The organism is Telluria sp. RT2P19, assembly GCF_059685725.1.
This window is the reverse complement of record NZ_JCASIL010000007.1, coordinates 106822-121526: the sequence shown is the minus strand read 5'-3', so window position 1 is coordinate 121526 and position 14705 is coordinate 106822. Positions and strand designations below refer to the sequence as shown.

Here is a 14705-nt window from a genome sequence, read left to right as displayed (position 1 = left end):
TGCCTTACCTTCAATACACTTCCCCTTTCGATAGGCCGGAAATGTCCGGTGTCGAGGCATTCTACAGTCAACGGACTGGTTTCAGCGCGATTGAAACATTGAAACGGGACATTGTCACACGGTGCGACGGGTCACGTCCATGCGGCGCGACATCAATCGTGCAGGGCCGGGCGCAACAGGGCGATCAGGGCGCCGTGGCCGCCGTCGGAACGGCCCGCGGCGCAGAAGGCGATGACTTCGTTTTTTTGCACCAGCCAGCTGTGCACGATGCTGCGCAGCACCGGCTCGCCCTTGGGCGAACCATAGCCGATGCCGTGGATGATGCGCACGCAGCGTACCCCGCGGCGGTTGGCGCGGTGCAGGAAATCGGTCAGCGCGTCGCGCGCGCCGTCGCGGGTCAGTCCGTGCAGGTCGAGCTCGTCCTGGATCGGCCAGTGGCGCTTGCGCAGCTTCTTGACCACGTCGGGGCCGACGCCGTCGCGCGCATAGCTCATGGACGGATCGTCGTCCAGCATGCCCTCGACGTCGAACAGGTCCGACAATTCGTCGGACATCGAAGCGCGCAGCACGTCCGCGGTTTCTTCCTCGGCAGTGAGCTGCGCGCGGCCCCGGACGGCGCTCGGCGCCACGTACACCGGGCGGTGCACGTAGCGGTCGGATTCGGGCAGCTTGTGCACGCCCTCCATCGAGGTGTGGAATTCGACCGCCCGCTCGCGCGCGATGCGTTCGCGCTTCTCGCGTTCGGCCTGCTCGACGGCGCGCACGCGCTCTTCTTCCTTGAGCCGGTCGCGCAAGCCCTTGAGGTCAGCGAATTGCTTCATGCCCGCCATCGTTTGCTACCTATTGCCTGATTACTTTGGATCGTCTTCCAGCGCTTCCAGGTAGCGCTGGGCGTCGAGCGCCGCCATGCAGCCGGTGCCCGAGCTGGTGATTGCCTGGCGATAGATGTGGTCTTGCACGTCGCCCGCGGCGAACACGCCCGGCACGCTGGTGGCGGTCGCCATGCCTTCCAGGCCCGACTTGGTCACCAGGTAGCCGCCGTTGTGCATCTCGAGCTGGCCTTCGAAGATGCCGGTGTTCGGCTTGTGGCCGATCGCCACGAACAGGCCGTGCACGTTCAGCTCCTTGGTGGCGCCGTCCATGGCCGACTTCAGGCGCAGCGAGGTGACGCCGCTCTGGTCGCCCAGCACTTCGTCCAGGGTCTGGTTCAGTTCGAGCACGATCTTGCCTTCGCTGACCTTGTGCATCAGGCGGTCGACCAGGATCGGCTCGGCGCGGAACTTGTCGCGGCGGTGGATCAGGGTGACTTTCGAGGCGATGCCGGCCAGGTACAGCGCTTCCTCGACCGCGGTGTTGCCGCCGCCGATGACCGCGACTTCCTGGTTGCGGTAGAAGAAGCCGTCGCAGGTGGCGCAGGCCGACACGCCGCGGCCCATGAAGGCCTGTTCGGACGGCAGGCCGAGGTACTGGGCCGAGGCGCCGGTGGCGATGATCAGGGCGTCGCAGGTGAAGGTATGGCTGTCGCCCACCAGGCGGATCGGCTTTTCGTTCAGGTAGGTCGTGTGGATGTGGTCGAACACGATCTCAGTATTGAAGCGCTCGGCATGCTGCAGCAGGCGCTGCATCAGTTCCGGACCTTGCACGCCCAGCGGGTCGCCCGGCCAGTTCTCGACGTCGGTAGTGGTCATCAGCTGGCCGCCTTGCTCGACGCCGGTCACCAGCATCGGCTTCAGGTTGGCGCGGGCGGCGTACACCGCGGCGCTGTAGCCGGCTGGCCCCGAACCGAGGATGAGGACTTTGGCGTGTTTTGTAGTAGTCATGGCGGCGCTCTTTGCTTCGTGGTTGTTATGTGGACACACGGCAATTGGGGGCGGCCTGACAGGAATCAAGGGCCACCGGGGTCTGCAGGGGTGTCCGAAGAGCGCCGATTATAGTCGATGATGCGATGAAGCATGAATCGTGGGGCCAACGCGGCCGTATATCGCTTAGAATGGTCGGATCGTCGATAGTACTTACTTCCGCAGTACCTGTAATGAGCAAGAATAGCCAAGCCAGCACTTCCGGATACACCCGCACCCAGACCAGCAAGGCCGTCCGCCGGCCGCTGCCTGGCCGCCTCGCGCGCCTGCTGTCCGAAGCGCGCTGGATCGCCGGCGCGGTCGCCTTCCTGTATTTCGTCCTGATCCTGCTCAGCTACAGCAAGCTCGACCCGGGCTGGTCGCACGCCAATCTCGTGCCGCGCATCGCCAACCTGGGCGGCCGGGCCGGCGCCTGGCTGTCCGACCTGCTGCTGTTCATCTTCGGTTTCTCGGCCTGGTGGTGGGGCGTGATCTTCCTGCGCCAGGTCTGGCGCGGCTGGCGCCGGCTCACCGACAAGCTCGGCACGCGCGAGCAAGAGCCTGTGCACCATGGCGAGATGTACGTGCGCTGGATCGGCTTCGCCCTCATGTTCACCGGCAGCGTCGGCCTGGAATACCTGCGCATGTGGTCGTGGGACGTCGAACTGCCGCGCGCCCCGGGCGGGGTGCTGGGGCAGTTGATCGGCCACGCGAGCCACGTCGCCTTCGGCTCGACCGGTGCGACCCTGCTCCTGCTGCTGCTGTTCTTCCTGGGCTTTTCGCTGTTCTTCCAGGTGTCGTGGCTGGCCGTGGCCGAGCGCATCGGCGCCGTGGTCGACGGCAGTTTCGACTGGTTCCGCCTGCGCATGGAAGACATCGAAGACCGCCGCCAGGGCGAAGCCGCCGCCGTCAAGCGCGATGAAGTGGTGGTCAACGAACGCGCCAAGTTCACCGAGAAGCATGCGGACAAGCCGATCCCGGTCGTCAAGACCGAGCCGTCGCTCGAGATGGCGGCGCCGAAGCCGGTCGCCGCTGCTTCGTCGGCTTCGTCCGGGGCGGCGGCGCCGCTGCCGTCGGCCCAGGCCGCCGCACCGACGATCAAGATCGAGCCGCAGATGGTCAGCGTGCCGAAATCCGAGCGCGCCGAGAAAGAGCGGCAGACGCCGCTGTTCCAGGATCACGGTTCGGAGAGCGGCTTGCCGCCGCTGGCGCTGCTGGACGACGCCCCTGCGGCCCAAGAAACGGTGTCGGTCGAGACGCTGGAATTCACCAGCCGCCTGATCGAGAAGAAACTGTCCGACTTCGGCGTCGAAGCCAAGGTCGTGGCCGCCTATCCGGGCCCGGTCGTCACCCGCTACGAGATCGAGCCGGCCACCGGCGTCAAGGGGAGCCAGATCGTCAACCTGGCGCGCGACCTGGCGCGTTCGCTGTCGCTGACGTCCATCCGTGTGGTCGAGACCATCCCCGGCAAGAACTACATGGCGCTGGAGCTGCCGAATCCGAAGCGCCAGATCGTGCGCCTGACCGAGATCCTCGGTTCCAAGGTGTACGGCGACAGCGCTTCGAGCCTGACCGTGGCCCTGGGCAAGGACATCGCCGGCAAGCCCGTGGTGGCCGACCTGGCCAAGATGCCGCACCTGCTGGTGGCGGGTACCACCGGTTCGGGCAAATCGGTCGGCATCAACGCCACCATCCTGTCGCTGCTGTATAAAGCCGACCCGGCCGACGTGCGCCTGATCCTGATCGACCCGAAGATGCTGGAGATGTCGGTCTACGAGGGCATCCCGCACCTGCTGGCGCCGGTCGTGACCGACATGCGCCAGGCCGGCCACGCGCTGAACTGGGCGGTCAACGAGATGGAGCGCCGCTACAAGCTCATGAGCAAGCTGGGCGTGCGTAACCTGGCTGGCTACAACACCAAGATCCTGGATGCCGCCAAGCGCGAGGAACACATCCCAAATCCGTTCTCGATCATGCCGGACAATCCCGAGCCGCTCGAGAAGCTGCCGACCATCGTCATCATCATCGACGAACTGGCCGACCTGATGATGGTCGTCGGCAAGAAGGTGGAAGAACTGATCGCCCGCATCGCCCAGAAGGCGCGTGCGGCCGGCATCCATCTGATCCTGGCGACCCAGCGTCCGTCGGTCGACGTGATTACCGGCCTGATCAAGGCCAACATCCCGACCCGTATCGCGTTCCAGGTGTCGTCCAAGATCGACTCGCGCACGATTCTCGACCAGATGGGCGCCGAAACGCTGCTCGGCATGGGCGACATGCTGTACATGCCGCCCGGCACCGGCCTGCCGGTCCGGGTCCATGGCGCCTTCGTGTCGGACGATGAAGTGCATCGAGTTGTAAAACATCTGCAAGAGCAGGGCGAACCCAATTATATTGAGGGCATCCTCGAAGGCGGCACGCTCGAAGAGGGTGGTGGCGCCGACGGCGCGGTGGCCGGCGAGGGCGGTGGCGAATCCGACGCCATGTACGACCAGGCGGTGCAGGTCGTGCTCAAGAACCGCAAGGCCTCGATCTCGCTGGTGCAGCGCCACCTGCGCATCGGCTACAACCGCGCCGCCCGCCTCATCGAGCAGATGGAGCAGAACGGCATGGTGTCGCCGATGCAGTCGAACGGCAACCGCGACATCCTGGTGCCGACCGCCAGCGCCGAATAGCGCCGCGTTCGACCTGCCGCTGCAAACCCTAACAACAAGAAAAGGACCCACGCATGCATGCAACGACCAGATTCACTTTTGCCGCGCTACTGGCCACGAGCGCCTTCGCCTTCTGCGGCGCGGCCGACGCCGCCGCCCTCGACCAGTTCAAGTCCTTCGTCGCCTCGACCCAGTCCGCCAGGGGCGAATTCACCCAGCAACAACTGGGCAAATCGAAAAGCGGCAAGGCCGCGCCGGCCTCGAGCGGCACTTTCGTGTTCGCCCGCCCAGGCAAGTTCATCTGGACCTACCAGAAGCCCTACGAGCAAGTGCTGCAAGCCGATGGCGAAACCCTGTACATCTTCGACAAGGACTTGAACCAGGTCACCACCCGCAAGCTCGGCAATGCGCTGGGCAGCTCGCCAGCCGCGATCCTGTTTGGCAGCAACAAGCTGGAAGAGAACTTCACCCTGAGCGAAGCCGGCGCCCGCGATGGCATGGAATGGCTGAACGCCACGCCGAAGGCCAAGGACACCTCGTTCGAGCAGATCAGCATCGGCCTGAAGGGCGGCGTGCCGATGGCGATGGAACTGAAGGACACCTTCGGCCAGACCTCGCGCCTGACCTTCACCAATTTCCAGCGCAACCCGCAGCTGGGCGCACAGCAGTTCAGGTTCGAGGTGCCGCAGGGCGCCGACGTCGTCAAGCAGTAAGCCAGTCTCAAGGCGGGCGCGCGCGCCTCGCCCGTCTTGCGTGCATCGGCTACACTACGCCCATGCACAACCATTCGCTTTCCCGCATCCATGGCCACGGATGACCTCTTCAAGACCGAGCCGGCCGCGCCGCTGGCCGAAGCCCTGCGTCCGCGCACCATCGACGAGGTCGTCGGCCAGAGCCACCTGCTGGGCCCCGGCAAGCCGCTGAACCTGGTCTTCAAATCCGGCAAGCCGCATTCGATGATCCTGTGGGGCCCGCCAGGCGTGGGCAAGACGACGCTGGCGCGCCTGACCGCTTACGCGTTCGACTGCGAGTTCATCGCGCTGTCGGCGGTGCTGTCGGGCGTCAAGGATATCCGGGGCGCCATCGAACAGGCCGAACAATACCTGGCGCGCGGCAAGCACACGATCCTGTTCATCGACGAGATCCACCGCTTCAACAAATCGCAGCAGGACGCCTTGCTGCCATTCGTCGAGAGCGGCCTGGTCACCCTGATCGGCGCCACCACCGAAAATCCGTCGTTCGAAGTGAACTCCGCGTTGCTGTCGCGTTCGCAGGTGTATGTGCTGAAGGCCTTGACCGACGTCGAGATGCGCCAGCTGCTGGCGCGCGCCCGCAAGGAAGCGCTGCAGCACCTGGAATTCGACGAGCTGGCCATCGACACCCTGATCGGCTATGCCGACGGCGACGCACGCCGCTTCCTGAACCTGCTCGAGCAGACCAGCACCTCGGCCAACACGGCCGGCACCAATCGCATCACCGCGCAGTTCGTCGAAAACGCGCTGACGCTCAACGCGCGCCGCTTCGACAAGGGCGGCGACAATTTCTATGACCAGATCTCGGCCCTGCACAAGTCGGTGCGCGGCTCGCATCCCGACGCCGCCCTGTACTGGCTGTGCCGCATGCTCGACGGGGGCGCCGACGCCAAGTACCTGTCGCGCCGCATCGTGCGCATGGCCTGGGAAGACATCGGCATCGCCGACCCGCGCGCGATCCAGCTGGCGAACGACGCCGCCGCGACCTACGAGCGGCTCGGTTCGCCGGAAGGCGAGCTGGCGCTGGGCCAGGCCGTCGTCTACCTGGCCATCGCAGCCAAGAGCAACGCCGGCTACAACGCCTTCAATGCGGCGATGGCCTTCGTGCGCAAGGATAAATCGCGCGAAGTGCCGGTCCATTTGCGCAATGCGCCGACCAAGCTCATGAAAGAGCTCGGTTATGGCCATGAGTATCGTTATGCCCACGACGAGCCGCATGCCTATGCGGCCGGCGAAACCTATCTGCCGGAAGGGATAGGCGAACCCGGCTGGTACCAGCCGGTACCGCGCGGGATCGAGGCCAAGATCGCCGAGAAGCTGGCCTGGCTGCGCAGCCTGGACGACGAGGCGCGCGGCTAGCCGCCCTTGGCTGCCTTGATCATCAGGCTCGAGAGTTCATCGAAGTAAGCCAGGGCAGCGGGCGTGAGATCGACTTGCTTGCGCCGGCTGTCGTCGGTGTCGGCTAACAGCAGCCAGCCCTTCTTGCGCATTGCCGTCACCCGTGCATGGATGGTGGCGGGCGCACCCAGTTGGCCCTGCGCCATCAGGTCTCGCACGCTCAAGCGCTCGTGGGTCTGGCGCGCGCGCGCAACCACGGCCAGCACGCGCTCCTCGAGCGGATCGAGCGAGCCCAGGGTGGGAAGGGTGCGCAGCGCGTCCATCAAATTGAGGAAACGCAAGTAGATATCGGCAGGCCGCGTAGGCGTCTTGCTTGACGTCATCGCGTACCCTTGCCCATTTCACGTAATTTTGTTGCGGTAATGATACTCATGGTAATTAGTTGTTCATGAATTAATATCCATTGTCTTACACTTTATGCCTGGCATTTTTTTGACATTGTAACCCTGGCTTTTTGCTTCATGTCCGATTCGCGATTCAAGCTCACCATGGCGGCGGGCACGGCGATGTTGTTCATCGCCACGATTATCCTCAACGAGATGCTGTTCAGGCGCCTGGAATTCGTCCCGGGAATCAACTGGATTTATCTGCCGGCCGGCATCCGCCTGCTGTGCGTGCTGCTATTCGCCGAGGCCGGTGCGGCCGGCTTGCTGGCCGCTTCTTGGCTAGTATGCTTTTTCCACTTCTTCCCCAACGATCCTCTGCGCGCCCTCGCTGGCGGCGTCATCGCCGCGCTGGCGCCCTACCTGGCCTATCGCGCGCTGCTCGCCTCTGGCATGGGGGCATCGTTGGGCGAAATGGACGGCTGGCGGCTGCTGGGCTGCGCCTTGCTGTTCTCGGTTGCCAGTCCCGCCATGCACCATGCCTGGTTCGCGCTGATGGGCCAGCACGATGGTCTGTGGCATGGCTTCTTCGTCATGGCGAGCGGCGACCTGGCAGGCACCCTGATCGTGCTGTACACCGCCCAGTACGCGGCGCGCATCCTCAAGCCTAACCCAACTCTCAGCTAATAATACTTTCTTTACAGAAATAACAAAACTGTGTAGGATCTGCTCTCGTTTCTGGAACGTTCTATATTTTATAACGATAGGGGATGAAGGATGCAAACGAGATCGATCCTGTTGCTGCCCGGCCTGCTGGCATTGTGCACGGCGCTACCTTTGCTCGCTGGTTGCGATGACGCGCGCCAGCGTCTCGCCGAGGCGATCCGCCCGGCGAGCGCGGTTGAAGTCGCGGGCGCCTTGCGTGACCGGATCGCGAAGGGCGAGTTCGCCCACGCCAGCCGGGACGGCGTCGCCTGGTTGGCAAAACAGACCGACCCGAGCGGCGCGGTGGCGTGGGAAACCGCCAAGGCCAGCGCCCAGGCGGGCAAGGCGGATGATGCCGTCCGCTTTGCGGCCCTGGCGATAAAGGGCGGGGCGGTCGCACCCATGCAACTGATGAGCGAACCGTTGCTCGCGCCGGTGCGCGTCGATACGCGCATGGTCGTTCTGGCGGCAGGCGTTTCCCCGGACGCCGCAGTGGCGCCGGCCAGGGCCGACGCCGTGAGTGTCGCCATCGATGGCGGCGGCATCAAGGCCAGCGCCGGCGACGTCTCGGTGCAGCTTCCCGATTAACTCTCCCCACCATTCACGTATCCATGATCAAGAAACACTTTCTGCTGCCAGCGCTGCTCGCGCTGGGCATCGTTGGCCCGGTCGCGGCCGACACCTTCCAGGCCAACGGTTCCACGGAGTTGAGCATCAAGGCCAATGGCGACCTGGTCAATGCACGTCGCGTGGCGCGCGAACAGGCCGAGAGGGATGCCGTGGCCAGCGTCCTGAAGATCAAGCTGAGCGCCGACCTGGACGATCCAAAGGTGAGGAAGGCGCTGCCCGACCTGCACAAGCAGCTGACCGACAAGCTGCGCACCAGCTTCAATGCCGAAGGCGACATCCTCACCGCACGCAGCGTGCTGCAGGTGGAGTCGAGCGAGTTCCTGGACCTGGCCCGCGCGCTGGGCGTCGGCTCGCGCGGCGCGGTCGCCAATGCCAAGGTGCTTTTCCTGATCGACGAATACTATGGCGTCGGCACCCGGCTCGATCCTTCGCTGCCGTTGGTAACCGAGATCGACTACTCGCACGACAAGAGTGCGATGTCCGATCGCAGCTCGGCGGTGTCCTCGGCCCGCAGCGCGTCGAGTTCGTCGGCCAGCGCCGCCAAGGGGAGCTTCGCCGCGGCGTCCTCCGACAGGTCCGCGCACGCGGCCAGCTCGGCCTCGTCGGTGGCGGCGCGCGACCGCCAGTCGTACAGCGGATCGGGCAGCGCCGCGCTGTCCGTGAGCGACGGCTATGGCAATGCCGGTGCGGCGTCGCGCAGCGCGCAAGCGAGCGGCGCGCGCGATACCCAGTTCGCCGGCGCCCAGAAGTCGGCCGTGGCCGGCAGCTCGTCGTCGCAGGCTGCGGTCAGCGCCAGCCACTCGAGCGCTAGCGCCGCCAAGTCGGCCAGCGCGTCCAGCCATGCAGAGCGGCGCACCGACATCCAGCGCCAGAACGACGTGGTCAACTTGAAGGTGCGCCAGGTATTCCCGGGTATCGACAATGGCAGGCCGGCCGACCCCAACAGCGCCCTGATCGCGCAGAAGTTGCAGCAGGTCTCCGGGGACTTCGGCCTGGCTTATACCGACGAGCGCGACTTCCGGGTCGAAGGCGGCCAGCGTCTGACCGTCAGCGACATCGAGCGCCTGCAAAAATTCGACGGCTACCTGCAAAAAGCCGGTTCGGGCAATTACCGCGCCAAGTTCGTGGTCTATGGCCGTGCCCTGATGCAGACCGAGGGCACGAGCCCGAGCGGCCAGTCCGAGTGTTCCGGCCAGCTTCAGCTGACGTCGTCGAACGTCGATACGGGGGCCGGCTTCGTGGCCGGCACCATCGTCAAGCGTGCGGTCGGCAGCAGCGACCAGAATTGCCGCGGCAATCTTGCCGAGTCGATGGCGCGTGCACTGGCCGACACCATCGGCACCAAGGCCCAGCGTGATCTGCAGCAGGCGGCGGTGCAGGGCGCGCCGTACTTCGTGTCCGTGTACAGCGCACAGCGGGTGCCGGGCAAGGTGCGGCGCGACTTTTCGCGTCGAATGAAGGAAATCGAAGGAGTCGTCGAAGTCGGCGACGGTGATAACGCCACCGACGAAATCCGCACCTGGAACGTGGTCGCCAAGGGCAACTTCGGCGAGCGCATCGAGGATCTGGTAGACGAGTTCAAGGAGTCGGGCGACGCCGCGTACAAGGATGCGCGCTTCGAACGGCGCGGCGACCGGATGTTGTTCTGCATCGAAGGCAAATGTCCGGAGCGTATCTGATGCGCGGCGCTGGTTTGGCATCGCGTCTGGCGGCCGGTTTCTTGGCCGGCTTGGCCGCCGTGCCGGCGATGGCCGCCTCGTTCTACCTGTTCCCGGTCCAGGAGATCGAGGGCATGTCAAAGGAGGGGCGCGCGGCGCGCGCCCTGCTCGACCAAAAGGTCATGACGCGCCTGTTCGGCGACCGGGCCGGCGAGGAGGCGCAGGCCGCGCTGCTGGCGCGCTTTGTCGGCCAGCTGCACCAGGCCTATCCGCAGTCGCTGATCCATGCCCGCCAAGTAGCTGACAACAATATTGGTAGCGGCCATCGTTTCGTTGATGACGGCAGCCTGCAGTGCCGCGCCGCACCGTCGTTCAATGTGGCCGATACATACGCCGTGGTGCTGGGCATAACGCGTGCCTCACTGTATGAAGTAGAGCGTGGCGACAATGTCGAAGTGCTGGTGCCGATCACGTTGAGCCTGCAGTTCGTGCGACCGAGCCTGGCCAAGGTGGCCTATACCATGAGCGAAACGGTGTACACGCCATTTCGCTTCGGGCGGTCCGAATATGCGTCGGGTGCAATGGACGGGACAATGCGCGTTGAGGTGCTCAGGAATATCGGCGAGCAGGTAGACACGCTGGTGCGGCGCGCACGCGCGGCCTTCGATCCGAAGTCGACCGCGGTCAAGCTGGTCGACCGCGACGGCAAGTTCCTGGTGACCGATCGCGGCGTGGAGGTCGGCTTCGTGAAGGGCGAACAGGTGGAGGCGCGTGGCGCCGACGGCCAGAGCGCGATCTTCGATGTCCTGTACGCCGATACCGGCTATGCGGTGCTGCGTAGCGCAATGGGCTCGCCCAGCGTTGGCGATACCTTGCAATTCACCTTCGAGAGCACCGGCGACGACAGCCGCAAGCCACGCCTGATGCCGGTGGCAGCGGCCAGCGACCAGACGGCCAGCGCGATCGGCGACATCTTCGGGCGCGCGATCGGCTTCAAGGCCTCATTCCAGCTTAGCCCGGTGGATGTCCATTTCAACCAGACCAGGGTCCTGATTACCCGCGCTGCCAACTGCGTCGACTGGAACGAGTTGCCCAGCATGGCGCAAGCTTCGGGCGAGCGTACCGATCCGCCCGATTTTTTCCTGCGCTTCGCCCATGTAGCGACGCCTTCGGTGACCTTGAGCGGAGTGCGCGGCGCCAGGGCCGAAGAGCGCTTCCACACCCTGGTCAGCGCCCAGGTGGTGGATCGCTTCGGCAAGGTGGTGTTTTCCGAGCTCGGCGATAACGACTACGCCATCGAGCGCGTCAACGGCAGCGGCCTGGGCATAGCCCAGGCACACGAGGTGGCGCTCAAGAACGCCACCGGCAAGCTGGCCGAGAACTTCCTCGCCAATGTCCGCTTTGCGCCGCGCGACCTGCGCGTGGCCCGGGTCGATGCTGGACGCATCTGGGTCGAGGGCATGGACGCCGTGCCGGACGAGCAGCCGAGCTTTACGGTACTGCATGCGCTGACGGCCAGGACGGGCGGCAAGCCGGCGCTGCTCGAGCTGGATGTGAGCGCCGGCGCTGCAGTTCCGGTCGAGGAGGGGGGGCTGGTGGGACTGTCTTACTCGGCCGCCAATCCGGCCTTGCCGCAGCCCCGGCGTGGCGATATTGTGCGCCTGTATGGCCAGCAACTTGCCGGCGTGACGCGCGTGACCGACTGTTTGGAGCCGGACTACGTCGGCCAGAACAATGTGGTCGAGGCCGCATTCGCCGGACCGCTGGTGCGCCATGCACTTTACCGTTCACGCAAGTACGCTGGCCATGTGGGCGACCCAGCTTTCTACGACAGCGCCAATGCCCTGCTGCGCAGCGGCCTCTTCGACCTACGGCTAGAGGCGCCGGCGATCAACTTGTGCGTCCAGCCCGGCTACGTCATCCGCGAGGAAGCCGTGCAGTGCGAAGACGCTGCTTGCCGGGCCACCGTGATGCTGGGGCTGCAGGCCCGCATCAAGTCGGGGGCAGAAGTGAAGAAGACCGTGGCATCTGGGCTGCGGACCGAATTCAGTGGCGTGCCGGCGCAAGGCAAGGCGGCATTCTACGGATACAAGGAGCTAGGCAACGGGCTGTCGATGCAGCCAGACCTGCTCAAAAAGTTCGACAACTGATCGAGAAAACCATAAGGGAGTACGGAAAGATGAACAAGATTGCACAAGCAGTGGTCGTGGCGGCATGCCTGGTGAGCGCCGGCGCGGCGCAGGCGCAGCTAGGTGGCCTGGGTGGCCTGATCGGCGGTGCCAAAAGTGATGGTGGCGATATTGGCGCCGACGTGAGCACCTTCATGAGCCAGAGCGTGGCTCTGAGCGCGCTGGCCAGCCGATCGCTGGTGGCGATTAACTCGGCCTTCCTGAACGCGGAAGAGAGCGCGGTGATCAAGGCCGAGCTGGACGCGATCAACAAGGTGACCGATACCAACGAGAAGCAGGCGCGTTTCACCAAGCTGTATGAGTCGCAGTCGGCAGCGACCAAGCGTCTTATCAACTCGGGTGACATGAAAGGCCGCATGGCCTCGCTCGACGGCGAAGGCCGCAAGCAGATCGGCAACGCGCTGCTCAATTTCGGCATCGGCGGCTTGCAGGCGGTCGAGCTGGGCAAGACCGGCCAGGCGCTGGTGAGCAAGGCCGGCGCCAATCCGATGGCCCTGCCGAAAGTGCTGCCGGTGAAGGATGCGCTGCCACTGCTGGGCAAGGTTGCCACCGATTCCGGTGGCGTCATGGTCGGCGTGGCCAAGTTGGCGCAAGGCGCGAAGATCGAGGTACCGAAGGTGACGGCGAGCTCAAAGCCGGTCGACCTGGCTTTCTAAGCAGCCCGTGGCACCGGGCCGGCTACAGGGGCGTACGCGGCCTGCAGCATGCGCCTGGTCCCGCATTCACGCATTCTGCGCCGCATTTCGTGCGCTTCGTCGCAAGTCGATGGCGATCAAGGGGCGTGGTGGATAAAGTACCACCATACCGCAGCATTTGACGACCCTTGAACCCCACTCCCTGAAAGAGCCATCATGAACATCCGTAAAAACTTCGAAGCCCTGTTCTTTGCCGCCGCCGCCCTGGGCCTGGTCGCCAGCTACGCCATGGCCAACGAGCGTCCGATCGAGATCGCCGCATCGACCGCCCCGGCCATCGACACTGCCAGCATCCACACCGTGGTCGTCAGCGCCCCGCGCCTGGCAGCGGGCTGAAACCGGCGCGAGCCGGTTTCAGGGGTGGATTGGCGAGGCCCCGGCGGCGCCACTGCCGAATCTCGTATTCAAAGTTGGGCGGCTTGGTACAATTGTGTTTTCGATACACAGCCCAGTCCAACCCGACATGATTGACATCCAACTTCTCCGCAAAGACATCGACAACGTCGCCGCCCGCCTGGCGACCCGCAAGTACCAGCTCGATGTGGCCAGTTTCAATGCGCTGGAGGCCGAACGCAAGGCGATCCAGACGCGCACCGAAGAACTGCAAGGCAAGCGCAACTCGCTGTCGAAGCAGATCGGCATGCTCAAGGGCAAAGGCGAAGACACGACCGCCGTGATGGCCGAGGTCGCCGGACTGGGCGACGAGCTCAAGGCGAATGAAGTGGCGCTGGGCGACGTCCAGGCCAGGCTCGCGAGCTTCATCGAAGCCGTACCCAACCTGCCGCACGAGAGCACGCCCGAAGGCAAGGACGAAAGCGGCAATGTCGAAGTGCGCAAGATCGGCACGCCGCCTGAATTCGACTTCGAGGTGCGCGACCACGTCGACATCGGCGAACGCCTGGGCCTCGATTTCGAGACCGCGACCAAGGTTACCGGTTCGCGCTTTTCGATGATGAAAGGCGGCATGGCGCGTCTGCACCGCGCGCTGGCGCAGTTCATGCTCGACACCCATACCGGCCAGCACGGCTATACCGAGTGCTACACCCCGTACATGGTCAATGCCGATTCGCTGCGCGGCACCGGCCAGCTGCCCAAGTTCGAGGCCGACCTGTTCTCGGTCAAGAAGGGCGGCGCGGAAGGCGAGGGCGAGAACTTCTACCTGATCCCGACCTCGGAAGTCTCGCTCACCAACGTCGTGCGCGACGAGATCGTGGCGCTCGACGAACTGCCGATCAAGATGACGGCGCACACCCCGTGCTTCCGCTCCGAAGCCGGCAGCTACGGCCGCGACACCCGCGGCATGATCCGCCAGCACCAGTTCGACAAGGTCGAGCTGGTCCAGGTCGTGCATCCGGAGCAGTCGTACGCTGCGCTGGAAGAGATGGTCGGCCAGGCCGAGTTCATCCTGACCTCGCTGGGCCTGCCATACCGCGTCATGCAGCTGTGCACCGGCGACATGGGCTTCTCGGCCGCCAAGACCTATGACCTCGAAGTCTGGCTGCCGGCGCAGAACACCTACCGCGAGATCTCGTCGCTGTCGAATTGCGAAGGCTTCCAGGCGCGCCGGATGCAGGCGCGCTTTCGCAACGCCGCCGGCAAGCCTGAACTCGTGCACACGCTGAACGGCTCGGGTCTGGCGGTCGGCCGTACCCTGGTCGCGGTGCTGGAGAACTACCAGCAGGCCGACGGTAGCGTGGTCGTACCGGAAGTGCTGCGCCCGTACATGGGCGGGCTGGAGCGCCTGGCGCCGGCTGCCTGATGCCGGGGCAGGGAAGGGATGTCACCTTGGTGCAATTTTCCCTTCCATTTTCCGCGAATATGTCTATAATGGCGGTCTCTTGCAGGACACTGCAAGGATCGACC

13 protein-coding genes are annotated in these 14705 nt (G+C 64.8%); 10 read left to right on the top strand and 3 right to left on the bottom strand.

From position 1 onward, the window contains the following. Window positions 1-152: 152 nt before the first annotated feature. Together AC56KW_RS11165 and trxB are read right to left on the bottom strand one after the other, a co-directional pair. A complete protein-coding gene (locus AC56KW_RS11165; RefSeq protein WP_497170803.1) occupies window positions 153-830 on the bottom strand; it encodes a Smr/MutS family protein in 678 nt (225 codons plus the stop codon). Between the two features lie 21 nt (window positions 831-851). Next, window positions 852-1820, bottom strand: a complete 969-nt coding sequence (gene trxB, locus AC56KW_RS11160; RefSeq protein WP_497170802.1) for a thioredoxin-disulfide reductase — start codon at window positions 1818-1820, stop codon at window positions 852-854. A 212-nt stretch (window positions 1821-2032) separates the two neighbouring features. On the opposite strand from trxB, the gene AC56KW_RS11155 reads away from it, so the two are divergent. The 3 genes from AC56KW_RS11155 (at window position 2033) to AC56KW_RS11145 (ending at window position 6603) form a co-directional block, all read left to right on the top strand. Next, window positions 2033-4513 carry a DNA translocase FtsK gene (locus AC56KW_RS11155; RefSeq protein WP_497170801.1) on the top strand — a complete coding sequence of 827 codons (2481 nt, stop codon included), beginning with the start codon at window positions 2033-2035 and terminating at the stop codon, window positions 4511-4513. A 53-nt stretch (window positions 4514-4566) separates the two neighbouring features. Continuing rightward, window positions 4567-5205 carry an outer membrane lipoprotein chaperone LolA gene (gene lolA / locus AC56KW_RS11150; protein ID WP_497170800.1) on the top strand — a complete coding sequence of 213 codons (639 nt, stop codon included), beginning with the start codon at window positions 4567-4569 and terminating at the stop codon, window positions 5203-5205. 90 nt (window positions 5206-5295) lie between these two features. Then, a complete protein-coding gene (locus tag AC56KW_RS11145; protein ID WP_497170799.1) occupies window positions 5296-6603 on the top strand; it encodes a replication-associated recombination protein A in 1308 nt (435 codons plus the stop codon). Here the strand turns inward: AC56KW_RS11145 and AC56KW_RS11140 are convergent. After that, the gene (locus tag AC56KW_RS11140; protein WP_497170798.1) at window positions 6600-6965 is read right to left on the bottom strand and encodes a winged helix-turn-helix domain-containing protein; all 366 of its coding nucleotides are present in this window, start codon (window positions 6963-6965) and stop codon (window positions 6600-6602) included. The genes AC56KW_RS11145 and AC56KW_RS11140 overlap by 4 nt on opposite strands. A 138-nt stretch (window positions 6966-7103) precedes the next feature. Between AC56KW_RS11140 and AC56KW_RS11135 the strand changes: the two genes are divergently transcribed. From AC56KW_RS11135 to serS, 7 genes are all read left to right on the top strand, one after another. After that, a complete protein-coding gene (locus AC56KW_RS11135) occupies window positions 7104-7652 on the top strand; it encodes a hypothetical protein (RefSeq protein ID WP_497170797.1) in 549 nt (182 codons plus the stop codon). A gap of 90 nt (window positions 7653-7742) precedes the next feature. Then, on the top strand, window positions 7743-8258 hold the full coding sequence (locus tag AC56KW_RS11130) for a hypothetical protein (RefSeq protein WP_497170796.1): 516 nt from the start codon (window positions 7743-7745) through the stop codon (window positions 8256-8258). A gap of 23 nt (window positions 8259-8281) precedes the next feature. Beyond that, the gene (locus AC56KW_RS11125) at window positions 8282-9979 is read left to right on the top strand and encodes a hypothetical protein (protein WP_497170795.1); all 1698 of its coding nucleotides are present in this window, start codon (window positions 8282-8284) and stop codon (window positions 9977-9979) included. Continuing rightward, window positions 9961-12108 carry a hypothetical protein gene (locus AC56KW_RS11120; RefSeq protein WP_497170794.1) on the top strand — a complete coding sequence of 716 codons (2148 nt, stop codon included), beginning with the start codon at window positions 9961-9963 and terminating at the stop codon, window positions 12106-12108. The genes AC56KW_RS11125 and AC56KW_RS11120 overlap by 19 nt, the downstream gene beginning before the upstream one ends. Before the next feature lie 29 nt (window positions 12109-12137). Beyond that, entirely contained in the window at window positions 12138-12803 is a 666-nt protein-coding gene (locus AC56KW_RS11115) for a hypothetical protein (RefSeq protein WP_497170793.1), read from the top strand. Between the two features lie 195 nt (window positions 12804-12998). Next, window positions 12999-13178 (top strand): hypothetical protein, encoded by a 180-nt coding sequence (locus AC56KW_RS11110; protein WP_497170792.1) that lies wholly within the window; start codon window positions 12999-13001, stop codon window positions 13176-13178. 127 nt (window positions 13179-13305) lie between these two features. Further along, window positions 13306-14601 carry a serine--tRNA ligase gene (gene serS, locus AC56KW_RS11105; RefSeq protein ID WP_497170791.1) on the top strand — a complete coding sequence of 432 codons (1296 nt, stop codon included), beginning with the start codon at window positions 13306-13308 and terminating at the stop codon, window positions 14599-14601. Window positions 14602-14705: the final 104 nt, after the last annotated feature.

Coding starts and splice junctions, on each gene's coding strand:
- AC56KW_RS11165 (WP_497170803.1), bottom strand. CDS start 830: ATGGCGGGCATGAAGCAATTCGCTGACCTCAAGGGCTTGCGCGACCGG.
- trxB (WP_497170802.1), bottom strand. CDS start 1,820: ATGACTACTACAAAACACGCCAAAGTCCTCATCCTCGGTTCGGGGCCA.
- AC56KW_RS11155 (WP_497170801.1), top strand. CDS start 2,033: ATGAGCAAGAATAGCCAAGCCAGCACTTCCGGATACACCCGCACCCAG.
- lolA (WP_497170800.1), top strand. CDS start 4,567: ATGCATGCAACGACCAGATTCACTTTTGCCGCGCTACTGGCCACGAGC.
- AC56KW_RS11145 (WP_497170799.1), top strand. CDS start 5,296: ATGGCCACGGATGACCTCTTCAAGACCGAGCCGGCCGCGCCGCTGGCC.
- AC56KW_RS11140 (WP_497170798.1), bottom strand. CDS start 6,965: ATGACGTCAAGCAAGACGCCTACGCGGCCTGCCGATATCTACTTGCGT.
- AC56KW_RS11135 (WP_497170797.1), top strand. CDS start 7,104: ATGTCCGATTCGCGATTCAAGCTCACCATGGCGGCGGGCACGGCGATG.
- AC56KW_RS11130 (WP_497170796.1), top strand. CDS start 7,743: ATGCAAACGAGATCGATCCTGTTGCTGCCCGGCCTGCTGGCATTGTGC.
- AC56KW_RS11125 (WP_497170795.1), top strand. CDS start 8,282: ATGATCAAGAAACACTTTCTGCTGCCAGCGCTGCTCGCGCTGGGCATC.
- AC56KW_RS11120 (WP_497170794.1), top strand. CDS start 9,961: ATGTCCGGAGCGTATCTGATGCGCGGCGCTGGTTTGGCATCGCGTCTG.
- AC56KW_RS11115 (WP_497170793.1), top strand. CDS start 12,138: ATGAACAAGATTGCACAAGCAGTGGTCGTGGCGGCATGCCTGGTGAGC.
- AC56KW_RS11110 (WP_497170792.1), top strand. CDS start 12,999: ATGAACATCCGTAAAAACTTCGAAGCCCTGTTCTTTGCCGCCGCCGCC.
- serS (WP_497170791.1), top strand. CDS start 13,306: ATGATTGACATCCAACTTCTCCGCAAAGACATCGACAACGTCGCCGCC.